The following is a 23412-nucleotide window of genomic DNA, read 5'->3' on the forward strand; positions in this document are numbered from 1 at the left end:
GCGCCTCACTACGGTCGAAGCCCTCTGCCCCGCACTCGATCGGAAGATAGTCATGCTGTGGCGCGCCCTCGCCCGCCGCTTTCCGGTGCTCGCCATCCGCGACTTCCGATTGTTGCTCGCCGATCGCCTGCTCGCGCCGGCCGCGTTCGCGTTCTCGCTGGTCGGCGTGTCGTTCGCGGTGCTGGACATCAGCGGGTCCACCGCCGACCTGTCGTACGTGCTGGCGGCGCAGATCGCGCCGTCGCTCGTGTTCACGCTGATCAGCGGTGTCATAGCCGACCGCGTCCCCCCGCAGCGGGTCATCATCGCGGCCAACATCATGATCGCGGTGGGCGAGGGAACCCTCGGGATCCTCGTACTCACCGGCCAGGCCGTGCTGTGGCAGATGATCGTGCTGGAGACGCTGACCGGCGTGGGCATGGCCGTCTTCTGGCCGGCGTCGCAGGCCCTGCTGCCGAAGATCGTTCCTGACACGCTGCTCCAGCAGGCCAACGCCCTCAGCAGGCTGGCGATGAACGGCGCCCAGATGGGCGGGGCCGCCGTCGCCGGTGTGGTGGTCGCGGCCGTCGGCCCTGGATGGGCCCTGTCCGTCTGCGGCGTCGGCCTGCTCAGCACGATTCCCCTGCTGCTGGCCATCCGCGTAACCGGTCACGACCGGGTTCGCAACGCCGGCATGCTGGGGGAGCTGCGCGACGGCTGGTCGGAGTTCATCTCCCACACCTGGCTGTGGGCGATCGTGGCCCAGTTCTCCGTCATCATGATGGCCTGGTACGGAGGCTTCCAGGTGCTCGGCCCCGCGGTCGCCAAGGCGCATCTCGGTGGCCCGGCCGCCTGGGGGGCGATCGCCTCGGCCGAGGCCCTCGGCCTGATCATCGGGGGCGTGCTCTCGCTGCGCTTCACCCCGCGAAGGCCCATGCTGTTCGTGGTCTGCATCGGCGCCGCGATGTCGATCTCACCGCTGTCGCTCGCCATGCACTGGCCCCTTCCCGCGCTCTGTCTGGCCGCGGTGTTCCTGGGGGTCATCATGGAGATCATGATGGTTCAGTGGAGCGTCGCTCTGGCGCGCAACGTGCCGCCCGACAAGCTGGCCCGCGTCTCGGCCTACGACGCGCTCGGCTCGGTCATGGCGATGCCGCTCGGCGCCCTGGTCGCCGGGCCGATCGCCGCGGAGATCGGGCTCTCGGCCACGCAGTACGGCGCGGCGGTGCTGATGGTGGCGGCGTCGGCGCTGGCCCTGCTGTCGCGCGAGGTGCGCACCATGCGCTCGCCTGTGATCCTCGACACGAACGGCGAGCCCTCGGTGGCCGCCGAGCCGGGCCCCCGGTGACCCGCGCCTGACGCCTGCGGGAGCACGTCGTTCCGCACCGAATGCGGATCTTACGTCGTCTGCGCGAACGTCTCAGGCGTCGCGCGCGTTCGGCAGGTCAAAGGAAGGTCGCGGTACGGACGTGCGTGGTACCGCGCTGGGAGAAACACCGAGCCATCAGGAATCATGACATGTCGTATATAGTTAGCAAAGGTAATGACTCATGCTAACGAACACTCCAAAGACGGGGCGCCTGTCGGACCTACGCAGCGACGCCGGGCTGGCGTCCGCGCTGCGCGTCTCCCTGGCGCGGCTGACCAGACGGCTTCGGCGGCAGGCCGGAGCCCACACACTGACCCCCACCCAGCTCGCGACGCTCGCCGCCGTCGAACGGCATTCAGGGATAACCCCTGGCGAATTGGCCGAGCTCGAAAAGATGCAACCCCCCTCGATGACCCGGGTGATCGCCGCGCTGGCGGAACGGGGACTGCTCGCCCGTACCCCGCACCCGACCGACCGGCGCCAGGTGACCGTCAGCGTGACGGAGCACGGGCGAGGCCTGCTGAAGGAGGAACGCCGGGGCAAGGAGGCGTGGCTCGCCCAGCGGCTCAAGGAGCTGACTCCCGAGGAGCGGACGACGCTGCGGGCCGCGGCGCCGATCCTGGAAAAGCTCTCCCAGATGTGACTTGTCCACAGGCTGTGGACGAGGACGCCGGAGAACCTCCCGAACCCGTGGCGCGAGCCGTACGGGATCGGGACGCGCAGGTCGAGGACGCCGAGCTCCGTGAGGTCCAGGCCGAGGAGACCAGGGGCGTCCAGGCCGAGGAGAGCCGGAGCTCGGCCGCCCGGTCGAGCGGGGGGATGTTCCGCTCGCTGCGCAACTACAACTATCGCTTGTTCGTCTCCGGCAGCGTCGTGTCGAACGTCGGCACCTGGATGCAGCGCACCGCGCAGGACTGGCTGGTCCTGGAGCTGACCCATGGCAGCTCGGCCGCCCTCGGCATCACGACCGCCCTGCAGTTCCTGCCGGTGGTCGTCTTCGGCCTCTGGGGCGGCATGCTCGCCGACCGGTACCCGAAGAGGCCGCTGCTCATGGGCGCCCAGTCCCTCATGGGCCTGCTCGCGCTCACGATGGGCCTGCTGACGATCACCGGGCACGCCCAGACCTGGCACGTCTACGTGATGGCGTTCATGCTCGGGCTGGTCTCGTGTGTCGAGGTGCCCACGCGGCAGTCGTTCGTCGTCGAGATGGTCGGCCGTTCCGACCTGGCCAACGCGATCGCCCTGAACAGCTCCACCTTCAACCTCGCGCGCGTCGTCGGCCCCGCCGTCGCCGGCCTGCTGATCTACGCCCTGGGCGGCACCGGTCCGATCTTCCTGCTGAACGCGGTGTCGTTCGCGGCGGTGATCACCGGTCTGTTCCTCATGCGCTCCTCGGAGCTGCGCACTCCGGAGCCCCTCGCCCGGGCCAAGGGGCAGCTGCGCGAGGGCCTGCGGTACGTGTGGCAGCGCCCCGAGCTGCTGATGCCGATCCTGCTCGTGGCGTTCGCGGCGATGTTCGCGACCAGCTTCTCGATGAGCATCGCGCTGATGGCCAAGCAGGTGTTCGGCCAGGACGCGTCGTCGTTCGGCGTGGCGTCCAGCGTGTTCGCGGTCGGGGCACTGGGCGGGGCACTGCTCGCCGCCCGGCGCGCGCGCCCGACACGCCGCCTGCTGGTCGGCGGGGGCATCTGCTTCGGCATCGCGCAGATCGCCGCGGGGTTCGCGCCCGTGTACCCGGTCTTCCTGATCCTGCTGGTCCCCGCGGGCATGGCTATGATCACCACGAACACCGCGGCGAACTCCGCCGTGCAGCTCGCGGCGTCACCGGAGATGCGGGGCCGCGTCATGGGAATCTATGTCCTGGTGTTCACCGGCGGAGCCCCCATCGGCGCGCCGCTGATCGGCTGGGTCGGCGAGCTCGCCGGGCCCCGGCTCGGAGTGGTGATCTGCGGAGTGATGTGCCTGGTGGGCGTCGGTCTCGCGATCCTGCTCACCAGGTTCGCGGCGGGAAGGACGCACGGTGCGGTTGTTCGTGGCGTTGTCGCCTCCCCCGGAGGCACTCGCTGAGGTGGCGCGGGTCGTCGCCTCCCACAGCGAGGCGTGGCCCGAGCTGCGGTGGGTCGCGCCCGAGACGTGGCACGTCACGATGACGTTCCTCGGCGAGGTCGCCGAGGAGGTGCTGCCCCGCCTTGCGGTACGGCTGGCGCGGGCGGCGAGCCGCTACCCCGCGATGACGCTGGCCTTCGGGGGAGCGGGCGCCTTCTCCTCCGCCGCCAGGGCCCGGGTCGTCTGGCTCGGCCTTTCCGGCGGAGGCACCGCCCTGTCCCGGCTGGCCGCCTCGCTGGCGGCGGGCGCCCAGCGCGCCGGGGCCGTCCACACCGACAGGAAGCCGTTCCATCCCCATCTGACGCTCGCCCGCTCCCGCGCGCGTACGGGCACCGACGCGCGGGGGCTGGTCGAGTCGCTGGGTTCGTTCAGCGGTACGCCGTGGCGCGCCGACTCCGTGCATCTGGTGCGGAGCCACCTCGGGCCGTCCGTACGTTACGAGACTCTCGGGTCATGGCCACTGGCCGGACGCGACTAGGCTCCATTGCGTGGACCGTCCCCGTCGCTGGCTGCTGCCCACGGTGCTCGCCCTGCTGGTGATCATCGTGGTGATCGGCGCGTTGCTCTCGTAGAGGCGCCGGGTTCGACGGGGCGGAGCCGCGGCCCTCACTGAGAGGACCACGGCCGCCGCCGACGGGCTTGCCGCGCACGCCGGTCCAGGTAACTACCAGGCGTACGCCTCGGGAGCGGGGCCGCCGGGACCGGGGAAGATCTCGTCCAGGCGGGCGAGAGCCTTCTCGTCGAGCTTGATCTCCAGCGCGCGGAGGCTGCCTTCGAGCTGTTCGATGGTCCGGGGGCCCACGATCGGGCCGGTCACGGCCGTCTGCTCCAGAAGCCAGGCCAGCGCGACGTTGGCCGGGTCCTCGCCCAGCTCGTCGCAGAAGGCCTCGTACTGCTCGATCTGCTCCCGGTGCTTCTCCAGCTCGGCGAGCACGTGCTCGGAGGCGGAGCGACCCTTGTCGATCTTGCGGAGCACGCCGCCGAGCAGGCCGCCCGCGAGCGGGCTCCACGGGATGACGCCGAGCCCGTAGTCGTCGCAGGCCGGGAGGACTTCCAGCTCCACGGTGCGGGTGAGCAGGTTGTAGTGCGACTGCTCGGAGACCAGGCCCAGGAAGTTGCGCCGCTTGGCCTCCTCCTGCGCCTTGGCGATGTGCCATCCGGCGAAGTTGGACGACCCGGCGTAGATGATCTTGCCCTGCTGGCGGAGGACGTCCATCGCCTCCCAGATCTCGTCGAACGGGGTGTTCCTGTCGACGTGGTGCATCTGGTAGATGTCGATGTAGTCGGTCTGCATCCGCTTGAGCGAGGCGTCACAGGCCCTGCGGATGTTGAGGGCCGACAGGTGCGTCTCGTTCGGCCAGTCGCCCATCGAGCCGTAGAGCTTGGTGGCGATGACCGTCTTCTCCCGGCGGCCGCCGCCCTTGGCGAACCACCGCCCGAGGATGTTCTCGGTTACTCCCTCACCCTTCTTCCAGCCGTAGACGTTTGCCGTGTCGAAGAAGTTGATCCCCAGCTCGTGAGCCTTGTCCATGATGGCGAACGAGTCCTCTTCCGAGGTCTCGGGGCCGAAGTTCATGGTGCCCAGGCAAAGGCGGCTCACGGAGAGACCGGCGCGTCCAAGATGTGCGTATTCCATATCTTCACCCTAAGCGCCTGGAGTGCACTCCAGGCGATCCCGAAGGCCCTGCGGCCACGGCGGGCCGGCCAAGACCTGCCCCAAGTCCGGTCCAGGCCCGGTGCGGCTCCGGCGCGGTGCCCCCCGGCGCGGGGCATGATGAGCGAATGGGGAGCAGACGGGTGGGCGTGGCAGCGGGGGTCCTTACGGCGGTCGGGCTGGTGGTGGCCGGTCCCGCCTCGGCGTCCGCCGTCACCTCGGCGGGGAGCGCGGCGCACGGCCAGGCCGCGTCGCGAGTCAAGGGCGGTGAGCCGGCCAGGGACAAGGAACGGCTGCTCTTCCGGTTCAAGGATCGGCGGATCTCCGAGTCGAGCGGCCTCGCCGTCTCGCCCACGCACAAGAACGTCTTCTACACCCACAACGACAGCGGCGCCGGCCCGCAGTTCTACGCGGTCGGGCCCGACGGGCGCACCCTGGCGGTGTTCACGGTGGCCGGGGCCGCCGCGAGGGACTGGGAGGCCATGGCCGCCTCCGTCGACCCGGCGACCGGCGAGAGCGTCCTGTGGTTCGCCGACATCGGGGACAACCTCAACGGCGCCTGGCCCGACTACTCCGTCTACAAGGTGACCGAGCCGAAGACCATGCGCGACGCGACGCTCCAGGCGACCCGCTACCGCTTCCGGTACAAGGACGGCGGGCGCAACGCCGAGGGCATCATGGTGCACCCGCTCACCGGGCGGCTCTACGTCGTGAGCAAGGAGTTCGCCGGGTCGATCTACGCGGCCCCGGCCAAGCTGCGCACCGACAAGGTGAACATCCTGCGCCGGGTCGGCCCGGCTCCGATCATGGCGACGGACGCCGCCTACGCCCCCGACGGGTCGAGCTTCGTGATCCGCACCTACTTCTCGGCGTCGCTCTACCGGGCCCCGGGCGAGCTGATCAGCCGCGTCTCCATGCCGTCGCTCCAGCAGGCCGAGTCGATCACCTACACCCGGGACGGCAAATCCCTGCTGACCGGGACCGAGGGCGTCAACAGCCCGGTGTACGAGGTGCCGCTCCCGACCACCGCCGCGGCGAGGACGGCGCCCGGCACCCCGTCGCGTACGGGCGCCGCGCCGTCCAGGGTCGCCGGGGTGCCGGACGCCTCGGCCTCGAACGCCGCCGCGGGCGACGGCGACTCGGGGGTGCCGGCCGGGGTCATCGCCCTGTGGCTCGGCGTCGCCCTCGGTGCCACCGGCATCATCGCCGCCATCGCCCGCCGCGTCAGCTGAACGCCGTCAGCGCGTCATCGTCTCCGCCCGGGGAAGGACGATCGGCTCCGCCACGTCGCCGGCGTGGGACGGCGCGGGCGGCTTGACGGGGAAGGGCGACAGCGGGAGGCCCAGGGAGTCACACGACCGGCGCGGGAACCTCACCTTGGGGCAGGCGCCGGTGCAGCCGACCTCCACGGAGTCGAGGAGGTTGCCGGCGATCGTCGAACCCGAGGCGGCCGAGACCGACTCGATGGAGATGCGGGTGACCTTCTGGCGCCTCGGGACGCGGTAGATGCCCATGTAGTGACCCCAGGCCATGCCGCCGTCGGCGATGTCGCCGGTGGTCTGGCCCAGCGGTACCTGGACCCCGGTGGAGCCCGGTGCTCCGATCCTGACGCGGATGACGTCCTTCTCCTCGGGGCTCGCGCTGCGCGCGCGGTGGGCCAGCCGCCACACCAGGAGGGTCTTGGGCTTGGTCGCGAGGTCCTGGTGGAGGGTCGCGGCCTGCGTCCCGTTCAGCTCGGCGAACTGGGTGCCGGAGTCGGCGGGGATCTCCGCGCCGGTCGCGCTCGCGTTGCCCCGTCCCCAGATCCTGATGAGGCCGTCGGCCGAGTTGGTGTGCCAGCTCGGCACGTCCTTTCTCAGCGTGCCCGCGCCGTCGACGCCGGCGGGTTCCTCGAACCCCCCGTTGCCCGGCAGGCACGCGATGGGGGGCGACGCCGAGGCGGACGCCTGCGGAGACCGCTGCGCCGAGGCCGGGGAAGCCCCGAGGCCGGCGGCCGGGAAGGTGACGAGCGAGGCGGTGACGCCCAGTAGGAGGACACGCCGTGGCAGGGAGGCCAGAGCATGGGGTTGATTCATGAAGTTCCCCTCGATCGGATGACCGCCCCGGAGGCCGGGGCGAGGAGGGCACGCCGGAACTGATCATTCCGGCGCGCCGTGTCGAGGTATGCCCTGGTCAGACGCCGAACCTTGGGAGGCCGGAGACTCTTGGACCGTCTCGCCCCAGGGTTTTACCGGGGCGGTCTTCTTTGCCCTGAGGTGTCCATGCGGGCGACGAAGGGCTCGCCGCGCAGGGCCTGCTCCACCAGTTCGATGGAGGCGCCCAGCCGTACCAGCCGCGGGCCCTCGCGGCGGTAGGCCTCAAGGACCGCCTCTATGGCGTGGGGCGGCAGGTGCCCCTTGAGGTCGACCGCCGCGCCCCGGTAGCCGGTGCGCGCCGCCTCGACCATGGCGTTCACGTGGTGGCGGGCCATGCGTGCCAGCGCGAGCGGGTGGCGCCGGAGCACGCCGTACGCGCGGTAGTCGGGCGGCACGGCGTCGAGCAGCCAGGCCACCGCCGAGGCCTCCCAGTCGGGGCTTCCCGGCGGGAGGACCTCCGATGGCCACCCAGGCGGAACGTACACATCAGCGAGTGTATCGAATGTCTGTTCGATGGCTATGTGGGGTGTTACGCCCCTTTCCTTGATGTCTGCCAAGCGCTAGCTTGCGTTCATGCGCGTTGTGGTGACCGGGGCCTCCGGATTCGTCGGCTGCCACGCGGTGGCCGCTTTACAGGCCGCCGGACATGAACCCGTCCTGCTCGTCCGCAACCCCCAAAAAGCGGTGAAAGTCCTGTCGATTCTTGGCATCACCGATCCGGTGGAAACCCACGAGGCCGACATCCGGGACGCGCGGGCCGTACGGGAGGGGTTGCGGCATGGGGAGTCCGTGCTGCACACCGCCGCCGAGGTCGGGGTCACAGGGCACGGCGGAGACCTGGTCGGCACCAACGTCACGGGCCTCAGGAACGTCCTCGGCCAGGCGGTCGAGCTCGGCCTCGACCCGGTGATCCACGTCTCCACGACCGCGGTCTTCGTCCCGCCGCGCGGCCCCGTCATCACGATCGACAGCCCGTTGGCGTCCCCCAGGACGGCCTACGGCAGGACGAAGGCCGCCGGGGAGCGGTACGCGCGGGCGCTCCAGGACGAGGGCCACCCGGTCACGCTCGTGTACCCGTCGGGTGTCATCGGCCCCCACCAGCCGACGCTGGACTCGATGGTCGAGGGCCTGCGCGGAGGCCTCGACCAGGGGTGGCCGATGACCGCCGGCGGCGTCGCGCTCATAGACGTGCGCGACCTGGCCACCGTGCTCGCCCGCTGCGCCGAGCCCGGCAGGGGGCCGCGCCGGTTCCTGCTCGGCGGCCACTTCCTGCGCTGGGCCGAGCTCGCCGACGTGTGCGACGAGGTCACGGGTGGTCGATGCCGCCGCTTCCCCGCCCCCGCGCCGCTGCTCAAGGCCGCGGGCAGCTTGCTGGACGGGCTCAAGAGGGTCAAGCGCATCGACTACCCCCTGACCCGGGACGCCGCCGACATCATGGTGTCGATGGTCCCTGTCGACGACACCGCGACGCTCGACGCCCTGGACGTACGCCTGAGGCCCGTCCAGGAGAGCGTGGCCGACACGCTGCGCTGGCTCGCCGAGGCGGGGCACCTCGCCCCCCGCCGCGTCGGCCGTCTGGCGCGGCCCTCGGAAAACGAGGAAGATATCACCCTGTGAGTGAGCGAATCGGGGTCGTCGGTGCGGGCATCCTGGGGCTGGCGGTGGCCAGGGAGCTGGCGGCGCGCGGCGCCACGGTCACCGTGCTCGACAAGGAGGACCGCGTCGCCGCCCACCAGACCGGCCACAACAGCGGGGTCGTCCACGCCGGCATCTACTACACCCCCGGCTCGCTCAAGGCGCGGCTCTGCCGGGACGGCGTCGCGCTCCTGCGTGAGTACTGCGCCGAGCACCACATCCCGTACGAAGAGGTCGGCAAGCTGGTCATCGCCTCGACGGCGGCCGAGCGCGCCGGCCTGAAGCGCATCGCCGGCCGGGCCAGGGAGAACGGCGTGCCCGGCATCGCCGAGCTGGACGCTCTCGGGCTCCGCGAGATCGAGCCGCACGCCGTCGGGGTGGGCGCGGTCCACTCCCCGCACACGGCGATCGTCGACTTCCCCGCCGTCGCCCGCCGCCTCGCCCTCGACGTCGCCGACCTCGGCGGGTCCGTACGGCTGGGGCATCCGGTGCGTGCGCTGCGCGAGACCGCGAGCGGGGTCGAGGTGCTGGCGGGGAAAGCGCGGTTCGCCTTCGACCGGCTGGTCTCCTGCGCGGGGCTGCAGTCGGACGCCGTCGCCGCGATGAGCGGGCACGCGGGTGACGTGCGCATCGTCCCCTTCCGCGGTGAGTACTACAAGCTGGCCGGGTCCGCCAAGGACCTCGTGCGCGGGCTCGTCTACCCGGTGCCCGACCCGCGCTATCCCTTCCTCGGCGTCCACCTGACCCGGCGCATCGACGGCGAGGTGCTGGTCGGGCCCAACGCCGTGCTGGCGCTCGCCCGCGAGGGCTACTCGTGGGGCGACGTGTCGCCGCGCGACCTGCGCGAGATCCTTGCCTGGCCCGGCACCCGGCGCATGGCCGCAGCGCACTGGAGGACCGGCATCGGCGAGGTCTACGGCTCTTTCGCCAGGAAGTCGTTCCTCAAGGCCGCCCGCCGCTACGTGCCCATCCTGACCGCGGACGATCTCGTGCGCACCCCCGGAGGAGTGCGGGCCCAGGCCGTCGCCCGGGACGGGAGCCTGATCGACGACTTCGTGGTGGACGTGCACGGCAGGGTGATCCTTGTGCGCAACGCCCCCTCACCTGCCGCCACATCGAGCCTCGCGATCGCCCGCCACATCCTTTCTTTCATCCCAGCTTAAGGAAATCAGGTCACTATAGGGGCGTGACCGATTCGCCTGAAGCCCGACTGCTGGTCGTCGAGGACGACCCGAACATCCTCGAACTGCTGGCCGCCAGCCTGCGGTTCGCCGGGTTCGAGGTGACTCCCGCCGGAAGCGGGGCCCAAGCGGTCGAGGCCGCCCAGCGCCGTCGCCCGGACCTGATCGTCCTGGACGTCATGCTGCCCGACATGGACGGCTTCGACGTCGTACGGCGTCTGCGCGGCGGCGGCGCCCACACGCCGGTGGTCTTCTTGACGGCGAGGGACGCCACCGAGGACAAGATCAGGGGGCTCACGCTCGGCGGCGACGACTACGTGACCAAGCCGTTCAGCCTCGAAGAGGTGATCGCGCGCATCCGCGCCGTGCTCCGCCGTACGGCCGGCGACCCCATGGCGCCGCCGCCCCGGATGACCTTCGCCGACATCGAGCTGGACGAGGAGAGCCACGAGGTGTGGCGGCGCGGCACGGTCGTCCCGCTGTCGCCCACCGAGTTCAAGCTGCTCCGCTACTTCATGGCCAACGCCGGGCGGGTGCTGTCCAAGGCGCAGATCCTCGACCACGTGTGGGACTACGACTTCCGGGGCGACGCGGGCATCGTCGAGTCGTACGTGTCGGTCCTGCGCAGGAAGATCGACAATTCCAGCCCCCGGCTGATCCACACCCTGCGGGGCGTCGGCTACGTGCTGCGCACTCCTCCCACGTGAACCGGGCCGCGCCCGTGAACACCACCCCGCGATCGGCCCTGTCCTCCGTGTTCTCCCGGACCCCGCTCCGCATCAAGCTGATCGCCACGATGCTGGCGCTGGTCGCGATCGCGCTCGCGGGCATCGGCGTGAGCAGCGTGTCCGTGCTCCGCGGCTACCTCGTCGACCGGATGGACCAGCAACTGGCGACCTTCGCCCAGGACGTCGCCCGGCGCCTGCAACGCGGTCCCGGCCTCGGCAACCGGGTGCCCCCGGACGGGCTCATCCAGCTCCGCGACCAGGACGGGAAGATCGTCGCCACGCTGGCCGGGCTGGAGACCGAGAACCGGCCGTGGCCCGTGCTGCCGGACCTGAGCGAGGCGTCGGCCTGGGAGCCCGAGACGGTGCCCGCCGCCTCGGGCGGGGGCGAGTGGCGCGTCCGTGTGGTGTCCGTGGTGGGGGTGGGAAGCGTCGTCATCGCGATCGACCTGTCGTCGGTCGACCAGATCACCGCGCGCCTCGCCCTGACCGAGCTGCTCGGAGGCGGGGTCGTCATGGTGATCCTCGCCCTGTTCGGCGTGGTGATCGTGCGCAGGAGCCTCCGGCCGCTGGTGGAGATGGAGCACACCGCGGCGGCGATCGCCGCGGGTGACCTCGGCAGGCGGGTGCCCGACCGCGACCCGCGCACCGAGGTGGGCAGCCTCGCGGCCTCGCTGAACGGCATGCTCGCCCAGATCGAGACCGCCTTCCGGGCTCGCGAGATCTCCGAGGCGGCGGCCCGTACGTCCGAGGAGCGCATGCGGCGGTTCGTCGCCGACGCGTCGCACGAGCTGCGTACCCCGCTGACCTCGATCAGGGGCTTCGCCGAGTTCTACCGGCAGAACCCCGCGGGCGACCCCGCCAGGCTCATGCGTCGCGTCGAGGACGCCGCGGCCCGCATGGGCGTCCTGGTCGAGGACCTGCTGCTGCTCGCCCGCCTCGACCAGCAACGGCCGCTGACGATGGGGCCCGTCGACCTGCTCGCCCTCGCCGCCGACGCCGTCCAGGACGCGCGCATCCTCGCGGGCGACCGTGACATCGCCCTGGAGGTCGCCGGCGAGGTCGCCCCGATCGTCTCCGGCGACGAGGTACGGCTGCGCCAGATCGTCGGCAACCTGATGAGCAACGCGCTCACGCACACTCCCCCGGGCACCCCGATCAGGGTCCGCGCGGGTACGGGCGGCGCCACCGCGTTCCTCGAGGTCATCGACAAGGGCCCGGGTCTCGCGCCTGACCAGGCAGAACGCGTCTTCGAACGCTTCTACCGCGCCGACCCATCGAGATCACGCGCCGCCGCCTCGGCGAACCCGGCGACCTCGGGGAACCACGGGGGCAGCGGGTTGGGGCTCGCCATCGTGGCGGGCCTCGTCGCCGCGCACGGCGGCACGGTAACCGTCGAGACCTCCGTGGGCGCGGGAGCCACCTTCCGCGTCGTCCTGCCCCTGTCCCCCGACGTACTGGCGTCGCCGGCGTGAAGGTGATATTTGTCTGCCCTCTTATGCTCACGTAAGTGGACCCGTCCCGATGTCAGCAATGTCCGCCTCCTACTCGACCTGTACGGCGTAACCGACGCTCAAGTCCGCGAGGCCGTCCTGAACCTTGCGCGGCACTCGCGCGAAAAGGGCTGGTGGCAGAGCTACAAGGACGCGTTCGGCAGCAGTCTCCCGGGCTTCGAAGCCGATGCGACGCAGATCCGGACGTATGAGGTCGCGTTTGTAGCGGGTCTCTTGCAAACCGCTGGATACGCCACAGCCATCTTCAGGGCCGGCCAGGTGCTGGAGGCCGGTGAAGCCGCCGTCACGCGACGTGTTGAAGGACGCCTTGCCCGTCAGCAGATCCTTGCCCGTGAAGATCCACCGCATCTGTGGGCCGTCATCGACGAGGCAGCGCTTCTGAAGTTGGTCGGCGGGCCCGCAGTCATGGCCGAGCAACTCCGTCACATCGTCGAGATGGCGAAGCGTCCCAACATCACCATTCAGGTTCTGCCCAACTCTGCAGGGGCACACACGGCCATGGCCTGCGGATTCGTCATCTTGGATTTCGCCGGCGATCTGGACCCGTCTATCGTCTACCTGGAGACCCCCACAGATAACCTCTTCCTGGAGCGGCCAGGGGAGATACAGGCATATACGCTCATTCATAACCACGTGGTGGCTGCGGCATTGACGGCTGAGGAGTCCAGTCGCTATGTGCTAGCACTGGCCGATCGACTACTGCAGTAATAGAAGGCAATCATGGATGAAACCCCCCATATGCCCATCTGGCGCAAAAGTAGCCATAGTGGTCAACAGGACAACTGTGTGGATGTGGCGGACATACCCGGTGGCGGCCGTGCCGTGCGTGACAGTAAGAAGAGCACCGGCCCCACGCTGGTCTTCACTACGGACGAGTGGAACGCCTTCATAAGCGCGGTGAAGACCGGCCGATTCGCCACTCCGTAGCCAGCGAACAGGCTCAGGCACTTAGCAGTTAGAAACGATCGGGGGCCGTAACTGGTTAGGTGCCCAGGATTGATGAGCGTGAGGACGTCAGGCTGCGGTGGGCATGGTTCAAGCATCCGGGACTGGATGGTTGATCTCGCGCGGGGGCGTTTGAACGATCCGGGTCATGACTCCGATCTGGACGTCGTGTATCTAGAGAGTCAAACTGGTGCCTTGTACCTCGAAGAACGGGCACAGGTTGACCGGTACAACCAGGTGTTCGACCACCTGCGCGCCAAGGCACTCGATCCCGTCGACTCACGTGCCCTCATCGCGCAGGCAGCCAGAGATATTTCATGACCAACTCCTCAGGGAGGCGCTGGGTGGACGACCAGCCCCGACTCCGCGTTCAATGGCGTAAGAGTAGTTACAGCAACAATGGTGGCGACTGCGTCGAAATCGCGGTGTCGGACGACATGAGCCTCACAGCACACAAGGCGGACAGCGAGACGCTGTACCTAGTGCGCGATTCCAAGGACCCCGACGGACCGGTCCTGGCGTTCACTCCCACTGAATGGGATGCTTTCCGCGTCGCTATCAGGCATGGCGAGTTCGACGATCTGGGGCGGAAGCGACAACGCTAGATCCCCCTTTACGGTCATCTGGTGCAAGAGTTCTGACAGTGGGCAAGAAAATTGTGTTGAAGTTGCAGTCCTCTCCACCGGGAACCGCGTCGTACGAGACAGCAAGAACCTCGCCGGTCCAAGGCTGAGATTGGCTCCAGGTGAGCGGCATGCCTTCGTCGGTGGTGTGAAGGCCGGCCGATTCGCTGGCCCCTAGCGAGGGGTGAACAAGGCCCTTGGCAACAGGGACGCTCCGAGGGCCTTGCCTTGTCGTAGACCTACGTGGGTGTCGGCTCGGCACCGATAGCTTTCAGGACGTTCCAGGACACCTCGGACTTTCTGCTTCAGAATCCGATCACGAGGCCGGGAGGCCGGGGAAGGTTCCGTCGGGGAAACCGCCTGAGGTGGCGCTGGTGGGGATTTGGATCTGGTCGCCGTCAGCGAGGCCGGAGCGGATCTCGATGTACTGGTCGCCGCGTACTCCGACCTCCACCGTCCGCTCGACGCTCTGCCCACCGTTGCGGGCGAGCACCGTCGCGACGCCGTCCGCCCTGGTCCGCACGGCTTGCGCCGGTACGTAGACGGCGTTCTCGGCCTTGTCGAGCGTGACCTGGACGGTCGCCGTCTGCCCCAGCATGAGGCCGGCGGGCTGGCGGTCGAGGGCGATCATCACTCCGTACTGCACGAGCTTGCCGCTGCTGGTCGCCATCACATCGATGTGGGTCACCTCGCCGTCGTACGTCTTGCCGGGGCGAGTCGCCAGGGACACCGCAGCGGTCTGGCCGATCTTCAGGCGTCCGACGTCGGTCTGGGAGAACATGGCCTTGACCTGCAGCTCGTCCAGGTTGCCGAGGGTTACGAACGCCGATCCGGCGTTGGCCATCGTGCCGACCGTGCCCGCGAGGGTGAGGATCGTGCCCTTGGCGGGCGCCTTGATCCTCACTCCGGCCAGGACGTCCTCGGCGTTCCGCAGCGTGGTCTTGGCCCTGGCGATGTTCGCCTCGGCCTGCGCCACAGTGGTGATCGCCTGGCCGCCTTGACCTCGGCCCGAGCCCTGGCCCTGGCCTTGTCCGCTCCGGCCCCCCTGTCCGCCCTGACCACCCCGGCCGCCCTGGCCTGATCTGCCCTGGGGCTGCCGCTGGGTGGGCTTGCCGCTCGGGTTCACGTTGTCGTGCCCGTCGGGGGCCCCGCAGCTCGGGGACGGCTTGGCGGTGGGCGTCCGGCTGGGCTTGGGAGAGGCGCTGGGTTCCGGGGTGGTGCCGTGCCCGCCCGGCGGCGGCACGACGACGACGGGAGTCCGGGATGGGCGCGGCCTGGGGTCGCTGGGTTGCGTACGGGTCGGCGTGGCGCTGGGCGTGGGCGATGGCGAGGCGCTGGGGATACGGGATGCGGTCGGAGTGTGGCTGGGCGTCGGGGTCGGCGTGCGGGATGCGGTCGGAGTGCGGGTGGGCGTCGGGGTCGGGGTACGGGAGGTGTGAGTGGGTGTCGGGGTCGGTTTACGGGAGGCGGTGGGGGTGTGGGTGGGTTTCTGGGTTGGTCTCCGGGAGGCGGTGGAGGTTCGCGTGGGTTTCTTGACCGGTGTCTTCGACGCGGCGGCAGTCGGAGACGGCGTCGGAGTCGGGGGCGGGGTGGGGGTCGGCGTGGGGGTGGGAGTCGGGGTCGGGGTTGGCGTGGGGGACGTGGTCTCGGGCTCCGCTGAGGAGGGGGCGTCGGTGGCCGGTGGGCGGTCACCGGAGAGGGAGATTTCCGCCGCCGCGAGCACGGCCGCGTGCGGCGTGATGGTGAAGCCGACCGAGGGCTCGGGCGCCGTGGGTGTGGGGGAGGCCTCGGGGCTCCCCGATCCCGATGGTCGAGGACTGCCGGACGCAGTGGGCGGGCACGACGTCTGACCGGACGGCCCGCTGGACGGTTGTCCGGACGGGTGGGCGCTGGGTCCGGTGGACGGTTGTCCGGACGGGCGGGTGGAGGGCTGGGCCGAGGGGCGGGCGGACGGCTGGGAGGAGGGTCGTCCGCTCGGGCCGGTGGAAGGTTGTCCGGAGGGCCCGGTGGACGGTTGTCCGGAGGGGCCGGTGGACGGTTGTCCGGAGGGGCCGGGTCGGGTCGAGGGGCGGGTGACCGGGGCGGTTCCGCCGGAGTTGCCCGACGGGGATCCGGCGCTCTGGGCCTCTTCCAGCTTGTCGCGCGTTTCCTCGGCGGCGGCCAGCGTCGCCTTGGCGGCCGTGTAGTCCTCCCGCGCGATCGTGTCATCGATCCGGGCCAGGACCTGGCCCTTCTTCACCTTCTGTCCCACGGCCACGTACACCTTCTCGACCGTGCCTGAGGCGCCGAAGGCCAGGTCGCGGATGTTGGCGTCCACGGTGTTCCCCGCCGCGGAGACGCCGCTCACGACTGTGCCCCGCCTGGCCGACGCCAGCGCGATCCCCGTTCCCGAGGAGGCGTCTCCGCCGCCGAGGTAGATCAGTCCTGCGCTCACCAGGACGATCCCCGCAAGCGCGAGTCCTCCAACTCGTACGGCGGCCGGCGGAGTGCTCGATCTCATGCGGGCCATCCTGGTCAGCCGACGTCACTCCAAGCTCAGCCCGGCCTGAGAGTTTGCTGTGGATCGGCGGCCGGAAATGGCGTGCCGAGCCGGGAATCCGGAGACTCGCCCCCATCAGTCGCAGCTCTGCCGGCCCCGCGTTGTCAGGAAACCTTCAGGGACGACGGAGGTTCACCCAAGCGGAGTGGGCCAGGCTCAGGGCTCGTGAAGCTGTCGACGAAGCGCAGAGCGCTGATCGTGAACGGTGCCCTCGGGGTGCTGTTGCTGGGCGGCGCGGGCATCGCCTACGCATCCCTGAACGGGGGTTCCTCCGCGGGGACGGCGCCGCTCACCACGCGTGTCACCCGGGGCACCGTCCTGTCGTCGGTGTCGGCCTCCGGCTCGGTGGAGAGCGGCAGGACCAGGTCGCTCGGTTTCAGCACCAGCGGCACGGTCGAGAAGATCTACGTCAAGGCCGGTGACAAGGTGTCCAAGGGCCAGATCCTGGCCCGGATCGACGACACGGCCGCGCGGGAGAGCCTGGACGCCGCGGCGGCGAGCCTGGACGCGGCCGATGACGCCGACACGACCACTGCTTCCGGCTACTCGCAGTACGTCCAGGCCAGGAACTCCTACCGGGACGCCAAGCGGACGGTCGACGGGACGGTGATCAAGGCCCCGTTCGCCGGCACGGTGACTGCCGTGAACGGCACGGTCGGCGGCTCCTCGTCGGGTTCGGGAGCGTCCAGTTCCAGCTCTTCGAGCGGCTCGGGGACCTCCGGCGGCAGCGGGGCCGGGGCCTCCAGTGGTTCGTCCGCATCGTCCGGCTCGGGTTCGTCCGGCGGCTTCATCGACATCGCCGACACCAAGCGCCTCCAGGTCGTGGGCGACTTCACCGAGTCCGACGTGACCAAGCTGAAGGTCGGTCGGCCCGCGACCGTCACCTTCGACGCGTTGCCCGGGGTCACGGCGTCCGGCAAGGTCACGCTGATCGATCCGGTGCCCCAGACGAGCAACAACGTGGTGCAGTACTCCGCGACGATCTCGCTGAGCGACGTGCCGAAGACGGTGAGGCTGGGCCAGACGACTAGCGTCCAGGTCATCGTGGCCAAGGCGGATGACGTGCTGACGGTCGTCAGCTCGGCGATCACGACCGCCGGTGGCCAGAACACGGTCACCGTCCTGGAGGGCCAGAAGCAGGTCACCAGGCGGGTCGAGATCGGCGTCAAGGGCGACTCGACCACCGAGATCAAGTCGGGGCTCAACGAGGGCGACCAGGTGGTGCGCGCCACGGCGGGCACGGGCGGCAACCCGCAGGGAGGCTTCCCCGGCGGCGGCTTCCCCGGCGGTGGCGGCGGCATCCGCTTCGGCGGCGGTGGCGGGGGCGGACGGTGACCCCCTGGGACCGCGGAGACCGCACGGAAGGCGGCGCGTGGCTCGCGGCGAGTCGTACGGCCCCCGTCCTGGACGTGCGCGAGGTCAGCAAGACCTACGGCACCGGGGACGCCACGGTGCACGCGTTGCGCGGGGTGTCGCTCACGGTCGATCGGGGCGACTACCTGGCGATCATGGGCGCCTCCGGCTCCGGCAAGTCGACGCTGATGAACATCCTCGGATGCCTGGACGTGCCGAGCACCGGCAGCTACCTGGTGGACGGCACCGACGTGGGATCGCTGGACGACCGGCAACTGGCCCTGCTGCGCAACAGGAAGATCGGCTTCGTGTTCCAGTCGTTCAACCTGATCCCGCGCATGAGCGCCCTGGCCAACGTGGAGCTGCCCCTCGCGTACGGAGGGGTGGGCGCGGGTGCGCGGCGCGGGCGGGCGCTCGCGGCCTTGGACCAGGTGGGGCTCGCCGACCGGACCCATCACGACCCGAACGAGCTCTCGGGCGGCCAGCAGCAGCGTGTCGCCGTCGCCAGAGCGCTGGTCACCGCGCCGTCGCTGCTTCTGGCCGATGAGCCGACGGGAAACCTCGACACCAAGTCCACCGCCGACGTGCTGCGGATCCTGGACCGGCTCAACGCCGCCGGGCGGACGATCGTCCTGATCACCCACGAGGACGACGTCGCGAGCCACGCGAAGCGGGTCGTCCGCCTGGTCGACGGCCTGATCGTCGAGGACCGCCGCCAGGCCCCCGTGGACGGCCACCCGCCGAGGCTGCCGAGCGTGACCCCATGAACTGCTGGCCCCATCAACAGCCGGGCTCGGAACGCCTCCGGCGAGGAGCGGTGAGCGATCGATGAACGCCTTGGAGGTCCTGCGCTTCGCCGTACGCGGCCTGACGGCCAACAAGATGCGCAGCGCCCTCACCACGCTGGGCATCCTGATCGGCGTGGCGGCGGTGATCCTGCTGGTCGCGGTGGGTGAGGGCACCTCGCAGTCGATCCAGCAGAACATCCAGCGCCTCGGATCCAACACGCTGACCGTGATGCAGTCGTTCAGCGGCGGTGGCGGGCGGGCCGGCGGCGGAGGAGGGTTCGGCGGGGGCGGCGGTGGAGCGGCCCGGCAGCAGGGCGGCACCGGCCCGCGTACCCAGGCCAAGGAGCTGACCCTCGACGACGCCAGGGCCATGGCCGACGCGGCCGGCGCGCCCTCGGTGAAGAGCGTGTCCCCGGTGGTCACCGCGTCCTCGCAGACGGCCACGTACGAGGGGGCGAGCCATGCCATCTCGCAGCTCGTGGGCACCTACCCGAGCTATTTCGAGGCGTCGAACAAGCCGGTGGCCAAGGGCTCGTACTTCGTCAATGACGACGTGCTGGCCGCCAGGAAGATCATCGTGATCGGCCAGACCGTGGCCGAGGACCTGTTCGGGACCGTCGACCCGGTCGGCAAGCAGATCAACATCACGGGCGTGCCGTTCACCGTGGTGGGCGTGCTGAAGGAGGCGGGCTCGTCCGGCTTCCAGGACGCCGACGACGTCGCGATCGCGCCCCTGCCCGCCGTGCAGCAGAGCCTGACCGGGTTCGGGTCGCTCGGGCAGATCGTGGTGCAGGCCAAGAGCGCGACGGCGGTGGACGCGGCCCAGTCGGAGATCACCGAGATCCTCGACCAGCGCCACGGCATCACCGGCACCGCCACGGCCGACTACCGCATTCTCAACCAGGCCGCCCTCCAGGAGACGGTCAGCGCGGCGACCGGCACCTTCACGGTGCTGCTCGGCGCCGTCGCCGCGATCAGCCTGCTCGTCGGCGGCATCGGCATCACCAACATCATGCTCGTGACCGTCACCGAGCGGACGCGGGAGATCGGTATCCGCAAGGCCATCGGAGCACCCCGGGGTGCCATCCTCGGCCAGTTCCTCGCGGAGGCCACGATGCTCAGCCTCGTCGGCGGCCTGCTGGGCGTGGCCATCGGAGTGATCGGCAGCAGGTTCACGATCGCCGGTGTCCAGCCGGTCATCGTGCCCACCTCGATCGTGCTCGCCCTCGGCGTCTCGGTCGCGATCGGGCTGTTCTTCGGCAGCTATCCGGCGAACCGGGCCGCGAAGCTGCGCCCCATCGAGGCACTGCGGCACGAGTGACGTACGGCCACCGCACCAAGGAGAGATCATGAGTACGAGCAGGCGCAAGTCGTACGCGGCGGACGAGCCCGCGACGGCGCGAGAGCTGCTGGAGACCTCGCCGTTCGAGGGCGACCTCGACGCCGAGCTCGCCGTGCGGCCCGAAGGGCGCCGGATGTCCACCCTCACCCTGGTTCTCGGCGCGGGGGTGGTGCTCGTGGCGGGCATGCTCGCGGGGATCCAGGCGCAGAAGGCGTGGGGGTCATCCGCCACGGGCAACCGGCAGGCGGCCGTTCAGGCGCTTCTCGGCGGCAACGGCGGGCAGCAGCGGGCCGGCGGCGCGGGCAGGGCCGGTGGCTACCTCGGCGGCGGCCAGGGTCTCGGGCAGGCAGGCCAGGGCGGTCAGGGCCGAGGGCAGGGTCAGGGACAGGGCGCGTTCGGCAACGTGACCGTCGGCACGATCAAGCTCGTGGACGGCGACAAGATCTACCTGGAGACGACGGGCGGCGGGGTCGTCATCGTGAGGACCTCGGGCAACACCAAGATCCAGGTCAGCAAGGAAGGAAAGGTCAAGGACCTCAAGCCCGGCGGCATGGCGAGCGTCCAAGGTGAGCGGGGCAGTGACGGCAGCGTCAGCGCCACCTCGGTGAGCCAGGGCGGTGCCACCGGCGGGTTCGGCGGCAACCGGGGCGGTGGCTGATGTGGGGGAGACGACCGGTGCGGGGGGAAGCGAAGGCGGTACGGCGAACGGAGACAAATCATGCAGGGTGAGGCGAAACTGCTGGTGGTCGACGACGAGCCGAACATCCGCGAGTTGCTGTCGGCCACGCTCAGGTACGCCGGGTTCGACGTCCTGACGGCGGCGGACGGGCGCGAGGCGGTGCAGCTGGCCGAGCGGGTACGGCCCGACCTGGTCGTGCTCGACGTGATGCTGCCCGACATGGACGGCTTCGCGGTGGCGAACCGGCTCCGCTCGACCGGGAGGCGTACCCCGGTGCTGTTCCTCACGGCCCGCGACGAGACCGAGCACAAGCTCACCGGGCTCGGCCTCGGCGACGACTACGTGACCAAGCCGTTCAGCCTGGAGGAGGTGCTCGCCAGGATCCGGGCCGTGCTGCGCCGTACCCGGGCGGACCTCAACCTGCCCTCGCGACTCCAGGTGGCGGACCTGGAGCTGGACGAGGAGGGCCACCAGGTCTGGCGTGCCGGCAAGCGGGTGAAGCTGTCGCCCACCGAGTACAAGCTGCTGCACTACTTCATGGTCAACACCGGCCGCGTGCTGTCGAAGGCGCAGATCCTCGACCACGTCTGGAACTACGACTTCGGCGGCGACAGGAACGTGGTGGAGTCGTACGTCTCGTACCTGCGGCGCAAGGTCGACACCGTGGAACCCCGGCTCATCCACACGCTCCGGGGGGTGGGCTACGTACTACGCGCACCACGGCATTGATCCGGTCGGCGAACCGGCGATGAGCCGGTGATGAGATCGATGCCCGCCCGGGAGCTGAAGCGGCGCCTGGCCCGGTCGCCGCTGTGGCTGCGCCTGGTCGTCGGAACGCTCCTGCTGGTCACGCTCGCGATCGCCCTGACCGGTGGTTTCGCCGTTCAACTGCTCCGCGGCTACCTCGTGGACCGGGTCGACAGGCAGCTGGAACTGGCGAGCCACCCGCGGCGCGACAGCTACATCCCGCCTGCGCTGCAGTCGCTGGACATGTCCCGGCCGCCAAGGCAGATCGGCCTGTTCTACATGGCCATGCTGGGATCCGACGGTGCCATAGAGCGCACGCTTCAGGAGAACCCGGACACCGACCCGCCCAAGCTCCCCCACCTCACGCTGGCCAAGTTAAGGGCCGCGACGCCCCACCCGTTCACCGTGGGGTCGGACTCCGGCATGAGCTGGCGGGTGATCGCCGTGGCCGACGGCACGCACATCCGCGTGATCGCGGTCCGGATGGACGACATCGACGCCACCGTCACCCGGCTCGCGGTGATCGTGGCGACCGTGGGTGGCGGCGTGCTGGTCCTGCTCGGCTTCGCCTGCCACTGGCTCGTGCGCCGCAGCCTGCGTCCCCTCGCCGAGATCGAACGCACGGCGGGCGCCATCGCCGGAGGCGACCTGTCCCGCCGCGTCCCCCTGCGCCACCGCCGGACCGAGATGGGACGGCTCGGCAGGGCCATCAACGGCATGCTCGCCCAGATCGAGACGGCCTTCCGCGCCCGCGAGGCGTCCGAGATCGCGGCGCGCGAGTCGGCCAAGGCGGCCCGCGAGTCCGCCTCCGCGGCCCGCCGGTCCGAGGAGCGCATGCGCCGCTTCATCGCCGACGCCTCCCACGAGCTGCGCACCCCCCTGACCTTGATCCGCGGCTTCGCCGAGCTGTACCGCCACGAGAAGACCCCCGACCTCGCCGAGGCCGCACGCCTCCTCCACAGGATCGAGGACGAGGCCGCCCGCATGGGCCTCCTCGTGGACGACCTGCTCCTCCTCGCCCGCCTCGACCAGCAACGTCCCCTGGACCGCCACCCCGTCGACGTCCTCAGCCTTGCCGCGGGAGCCGTCCTGGACGCCCAGACCCTCGCCCCCGAGCGTGAGATCGACCTGGTACGCCTCGACTCCGGCGACGGGCCCGTCATGGTGACCGGCGACGAGACCCGCCTCCACCAGGTGATCGCCAACCTGGTCGGCAACGTCCTGCGCCACACCCCGCCCGGGACCCCGTTCCGCGTGGGCGTGGGGACCGTGGACGGCCAGGTCGTGATCGAAGTGGCGGACGAGGGCCCCGGCCTGCCCCCCGACGCCGCCGACCGCGTCTTCGAACGCTTCTACCGTGCCGACCCGGCCCGAACCCGCGGCGAATCCGGCGGCACCGGCCTCGGCCTCTCCATAGCCGCCGCCCTCACCGAGGCCCACGGCGGCGCCATCACCCTGGAAAGCCCCCCGGGTAGGGGCGCCACCTTCCGGATCTTCCTCCCGGCCATCGAAGGATGACACAGGGAGTCTCGACGGCTATAGGTGTCCTCGTGGTGGAACTCTTTCCCGCGGGGCACATTCTCGGCGCCCCCGGCGTCGTCATCCGGGCCGGGGACTCTACCGTCGGGCAGCACGCCCGCGGTGACGCCCGGATCACCTGGGTCCTGGCGAAGGCCGAGGACGTCGCGGACTACACCACAGGTCGATGACCGGTGTTTGCTGGACGCAGCATTACCCGGCGTGGGTGGTGGGAGGCTTGGCGGGCAACATAGCGTCGGAGACATGGCCGTTGAGTTTGCGCAGATTCTTTCTCGTGAGGTGGTGACCGGTGTCGCCACGATGGACATGTCGACCGAAGAGGGGACGATCAGCGCGCGCATGGTCGTGCAGGACATCACCGGGATCGACCGGGAAACCGGCCAGGACCGCAGGCTCCTGATCATCTTCGACCCGGACGGGGTCGAGGCGATGGCCGACGCCCTGCGCCAGGCGGCGGCGAAGGCGAAGACCCCGGAATCCTGAGGACGTCGGGGTGGGCCACTTACCGACGAGCACCGCCGCCGTGAGGTGGTCATTCGCGGACGGCCCGGCTCCTGGC

Annotated in this window: 26 protein-coding genes; 22 read left to right on the forward strand and 4 right to left on the reverse strand. The window is 70.3% G+C overall.

The genetic code is table 11. The features are described 5' to 3' along the window. Positions 1-52 precede the first annotated feature (52 nt). The 4 genes from AB0O34_RS06080 (at position 53) to thpR (ending at position 3932) form a co-directional block, all read left to right on the forward strand. A complete protein-coding gene (locus AB0O34_RS06080) occupies positions 53-1327 on the forward strand; it encodes an MFS transporter (protein ID WP_363913144.1) in 1275 nt (424 codons plus the stop codon). A 202-nt stretch (positions 1328-1529) separates the two neighbouring features. Then, on the forward strand, positions 1530-1991 hold the full coding sequence (locus AB0O34_RS06085; protein ID WP_363913146.1) for a MarR family transcriptional regulator: 462 nt from the start codon (positions 1530-1532) through the stop codon (positions 1989-1991). Continuing rightward, a complete protein-coding gene (locus AB0O34_RS06090) occupies positions 1988-3415 on the forward strand; it encodes an MFS transporter (protein WP_363913148.1) in 1428 nt (475 codons plus the stop codon). The genes AB0O34_RS06085 and AB0O34_RS06090 overlap by 4 nt, the downstream gene beginning before the upstream one ends. Further along, positions 3369-3932 carry an RNA 2',3'-cyclic phosphodiesterase gene (gene thpR, locus AB0O34_RS06095; RefSeq protein WP_363913150.1) on the forward strand — a complete coding sequence of 188 codons (564 nt, stop codon included), beginning with the start codon at positions 3369-3371 and terminating at the stop codon, positions 3930-3932. Before AB0O34_RS06090 ends, thpR begins: the two co-directional genes overlap by 47 nt. 186 nt (positions 3933-4118) lie before the next feature. Here thpR and AB0O34_RS06100 read toward each other — a convergent pair whose 3' ends face one another. Continuing rightward, positions 4119-5090 carry an aldo/keto reductase gene (locus AB0O34_RS06100; protein WP_363913152.1) on the reverse strand — a complete coding sequence of 324 codons (972 nt, stop codon included), beginning with the start codon at positions 5088-5090 and terminating at the stop codon, positions 4119-4121. A gap of 161 nt (positions 5091-5251) precedes the next feature. On the opposite strand from AB0O34_RS06100, the gene AB0O34_RS06105 reads away from it, so the two are divergent. Next, positions 5252-6340, forward strand: a complete 1089-nt coding sequence (locus AB0O34_RS06105; protein WP_363913154.1) for a hypothetical protein — start codon at positions 5252-5254, stop codon at positions 6338-6340. A 6-nt stretch (positions 6341-6346) separates the two neighbouring features. On the opposite strand, the gene AB0O34_RS06110 is transcribed toward AB0O34_RS06105, so the two are convergent. Next, complete coding sequence (locus AB0O34_RS06110) at positions 6347-7183, reverse strand: hypothetical protein (protein ID WP_363913156.1); 837 nt, start codon at positions 7181-7183, stop codon at positions 6347-6349. A 152-nt stretch (positions 7184-7335) separates the two neighbouring features. Further along, positions 7336-7659, reverse strand: a complete 324-nt coding sequence (locus AB0O34_RS06115; RefSeq protein WP_363913158.1) for a hypothetical protein — start codon at positions 7657-7659, stop codon at positions 7336-7338. 157 nt (positions 7660-7816) lie between these two features. Between AB0O34_RS06115 and AB0O34_RS06120 the strand changes: the two genes are divergently transcribed. The 9 genes from AB0O34_RS06120 (at position 7817) to AB0O34_RS06160 (ending at position 14044) form a co-directional block, all read left to right on the forward strand. Continuing rightward, the gene (locus AB0O34_RS06120; RefSeq protein ID WP_363913160.1) at positions 7817-8860 is read left to right on the forward strand and encodes an NAD-dependent epimerase/dehydratase family protein; all 1044 of its coding nucleotides are present in this window, start codon (positions 7817-7819) and stop codon (positions 8858-8860) included. Continuing rightward, positions 8857-10041, forward strand: a complete 1185-nt coding sequence (gene lhgO / locus AB0O34_RS06125) for an L-2-hydroxyglutarate oxidase (protein ID WP_363913162.1) — start codon at positions 8857-8859, stop codon at positions 10039-10041. The genes AB0O34_RS06120 and lhgO overlap by 4 nt, the downstream gene beginning before the upstream one ends. 23 nt (positions 10042-10064) lie before the next feature. Continuing rightward, the gene (locus AB0O34_RS06130) at positions 10065-10766 is read left to right on the forward strand and encodes a response regulator transcription factor (protein WP_363913164.1); all 702 of its coding nucleotides are present in this window, start codon (positions 10065-10067) and stop codon (positions 10764-10766) included. Positions 10767-10780: 14 nt separating this feature from the next. Beyond that, the gene (locus tag AB0O34_RS06135; protein ID WP_363913166.1) at positions 10781-12259 is read left to right on the forward strand and encodes a HAMP domain-containing sensor histidine kinase; all 1479 of its coding nucleotides are present in this window, start codon (positions 10781-10783) and stop codon (positions 12257-12259) included. A 9-nt stretch (positions 12260-12268) separates the two neighbouring features. Next, positions 12269-13006: a DUF5753 domain-containing protein gene (locus AB0O34_RS06140; RefSeq protein WP_363913168.1), complete on the forward strand. Its 738-nt coding sequence runs from the start codon at positions 12269-12271 to the stop codon at positions 13004-13006. 12 nt (positions 13007-13018) lie between these two features. After that, positions 13019-13225 carry a DUF397 domain-containing protein gene (locus tag AB0O34_RS06145; protein ID WP_363913170.1) on the forward strand — a complete coding sequence of 69 codons (207 nt, stop codon included), beginning with the start codon at positions 13019-13021 and terminating at the stop codon, positions 13223-13225. 126 nt (positions 13226-13351) lie between these two features. Beyond that, the gene (locus AB0O34_RS06150) at positions 13352-13564 is read left to right on the forward strand and encodes a Scr1 family TA system antitoxin-like transcriptional regulator (RefSeq protein WP_363913172.1); all 213 of its coding nucleotides are present in this window, start codon (positions 13352-13354) and stop codon (positions 13562-13564) included. A 23-nt stretch (positions 13565-13587) separates the two neighbouring features. Beyond that, positions 13588-13848, forward strand: coding sequence for a DUF397 domain-containing protein (locus AB0O34_RS06155; protein ID WP_363913174.1), 261 nt, complete (start codon positions 13588-13590; stop codon positions 13846-13848). After that, a complete protein-coding gene (locus AB0O34_RS06160; RefSeq protein ID WP_363913176.1) occupies positions 13808-14044 on the forward strand; it encodes a DUF397 domain-containing protein in 237 nt (78 codons plus the stop codon). Before AB0O34_RS06155 ends, AB0O34_RS06160 begins: the two co-directional genes overlap by 41 nt. A 138-nt stretch (positions 14045-14182) precedes the next feature. On the opposite strand, the gene AB0O34_RS06165 is transcribed toward AB0O34_RS06160, so the two are convergent. After that, positions 14183-16366: an efflux RND transporter periplasmic adaptor subunit gene (locus AB0O34_RS06165; protein WP_363913178.1), complete on the reverse strand. Its 2184-nt coding sequence runs from the start codon at positions 16364-16366 to the stop codon at positions 14183-14185. A gap of 204 nt (positions 16367-16570) precedes the next feature. Here AB0O34_RS06165 and AB0O34_RS06170 point away from each other — a divergent pair, with 204 nt between their 5' ends. From AB0O34_RS06170 to AB0O34_RS06205, 8 genes are all read left to right on the forward strand, one after another. Next, the gene (locus tag AB0O34_RS06170) at positions 16571-17740 is read left to right on the forward strand and encodes a biotin/lipoyl-binding protein (RefSeq protein ID WP_363913180.1); all 1170 of its coding nucleotides are present in this window, start codon (positions 16571-16573) and stop codon (positions 17738-17740) included. A 68-nt stretch (positions 17741-17808) separates the two neighbouring features. After that, positions 17809-18525 carry an ABC transporter ATP-binding protein gene (locus tag AB0O34_RS06175; protein ID WP_363913234.1) on the forward strand — a complete coding sequence of 239 codons (717 nt, stop codon included), beginning with the start codon at positions 17809-17811 and terminating at the stop codon, positions 18523-18525. Between the two features lie 61 nt (positions 18526-18586). Next, a complete protein-coding gene (locus tag AB0O34_RS06180; protein ID WP_363913182.1) occupies positions 18587-19867 on the forward strand; it encodes an ABC transporter permease in 1281 nt (426 codons plus the stop codon). A 28-nt stretch (positions 19868-19895) separates the two neighbouring features. Further along, complete coding sequence (locus tag AB0O34_RS06185; RefSeq protein WP_363913184.1) at positions 19896-20546, forward strand: hypothetical protein; 651 nt, start codon at positions 19896-19898, stop codon at positions 20544-20546. 60 nt (positions 20547-20606) lie between these two features. Continuing rightward, complete coding sequence (locus AB0O34_RS06190) at positions 20607-21296, forward strand: response regulator transcription factor (RefSeq protein ID WP_363913186.1); 690 nt, start codon at positions 20607-20609, stop codon at positions 21294-21296. Positions 21297-21326: 30 nt separating this feature from the next. Beyond that, positions 21327-22832, forward strand: a complete 1506-nt coding sequence (locus AB0O34_RS06195; RefSeq protein WP_363913188.1) for a HAMP domain-containing sensor histidine kinase — start codon at positions 21327-21329, stop codon at positions 22830-22832. A 35-nt stretch (positions 22833-22867) separates the two neighbouring features. Continuing rightward, positions 22868-23023 carry a hypothetical protein gene (locus tag AB0O34_RS06200; protein ID WP_363913190.1) on the forward strand — a complete coding sequence of 52 codons (156 nt, stop codon included), beginning with the start codon at positions 22868-22870 and terminating at the stop codon, positions 23021-23023. 73 nt (positions 23024-23096) lie between these two features. Continuing rightward, entirely contained in the window at positions 23097-23336 is a 240-nt protein-coding gene (locus AB0O34_RS06205) for a hypothetical protein (protein WP_363913192.1), read from the forward strand. Positions 23337-23412 lie beyond the last annotated feature (76 nt).

Origin of the sequence: Sphaerisporangium sp. NPDC088356, assembly GCF_040685555.1 — a bacterium.
Classification (GTDB): domain Bacteria; phylum Actinomycetota; class Actinomycetes; order Streptosporangiales; family Streptosporangiaceae; genus Sphaerisporangium.

What these genes read in the sequence shown, in the direction of transcription:
- AB0O34_RS06080 (WP_363913144.1), top strand. Translation starts at nt 53, where the DNA reads ATGCTGTGGCGCGCCCTCGCCCGCCGCTTTCCGGTGCTCGCCATCCGC.
- AB0O34_RS06085 (WP_363913146.1), top strand. Translation starts at nt 1,530, where the DNA reads ATGCTAACGAACACTCCAAAGACGGGGCGCCTGTCGGACCTACGCAGC.
- AB0O34_RS06100 (WP_363913152.1), bottom strand. Translation starts at nt 5,090, where the DNA reads ATGGAATACGCACATCTTGGACGCGCCGGTCTCTCCGTGAGCCGCCTT.
- AB0O34_RS06110 (WP_363913156.1), bottom strand. Translation starts at nt 7,183, where the DNA reads ATGAATCAACCCCATGCTCTGGCCTCCCTGCCACGGCGTGTCCTCCTA.
- AB0O34_RS06120 (WP_363913160.1), top strand. Translation starts at nt 7,817, where the DNA reads ATGCGCGTTGTGGTGACCGGGGCCTCCGGATTCGTCGGCTGCCACGCG.
- AB0O34_RS06145 (WP_363913170.1), top strand. Translation starts at nt 13,019, where the DNA reads ATGGATGAAACCCCCCATATGCCCATCTGGCGCAAAAGTAGCCATAGT.
- AB0O34_RS06150 (WP_363913172.1), top strand. Translation starts at nt 13,352, where the DNA reads ATGGTTGATCTCGCGCGGGGGCGTTTGAACGATCCGGGTCATGACTCC.
- AB0O34_RS06160 (WP_363913176.1), top strand. Translation starts at nt 13,808, where the DNA reads ATGGCGAGTTCGACGATCTGGGGCGGAAGCGACAACGCTAGATCCCCC.
- AB0O34_RS06165 (WP_363913178.1), bottom strand. Translation starts at nt 16,366, where the DNA reads ATGAGATCGAGCACTCCGCCGGCCGCCGTACGAGTTGGAGGACTCGCG.
- AB0O34_RS06180 (WP_363913182.1), top strand. Translation starts at nt 18,587, where the DNA reads ATGAACGCCTTGGAGGTCCTGCGCTTCGCCGTACGCGGCCTGACGGCC.
- AB0O34_RS06185 (WP_363913184.1), top strand. Translation starts at nt 19,896, where the DNA reads ATGAGTACGAGCAGGCGCAAGTCGTACGCGGCGGACGAGCCCGCGACG.
- AB0O34_RS06190 (WP_363913186.1), top strand. Translation starts at nt 20,607, where the DNA reads ATGCAGGGTGAGGCGAAACTGCTGGTGGTCGACGACGAGCCGAACATC.
- AB0O34_RS06195 (WP_363913188.1), top strand. Translation starts at nt 21,327, where the DNA reads ATGAGATCGATGCCCGCCCGGGAGCTGAAGCGGCGCCTGGCCCGGTCG.
- AB0O34_RS06205 (WP_363913192.1), top strand. Translation starts at nt 23,097, where the DNA reads ATGGCCGTTGAGTTTGCGCAGATTCTTTCTCGTGAGGTGGTGACCGGT.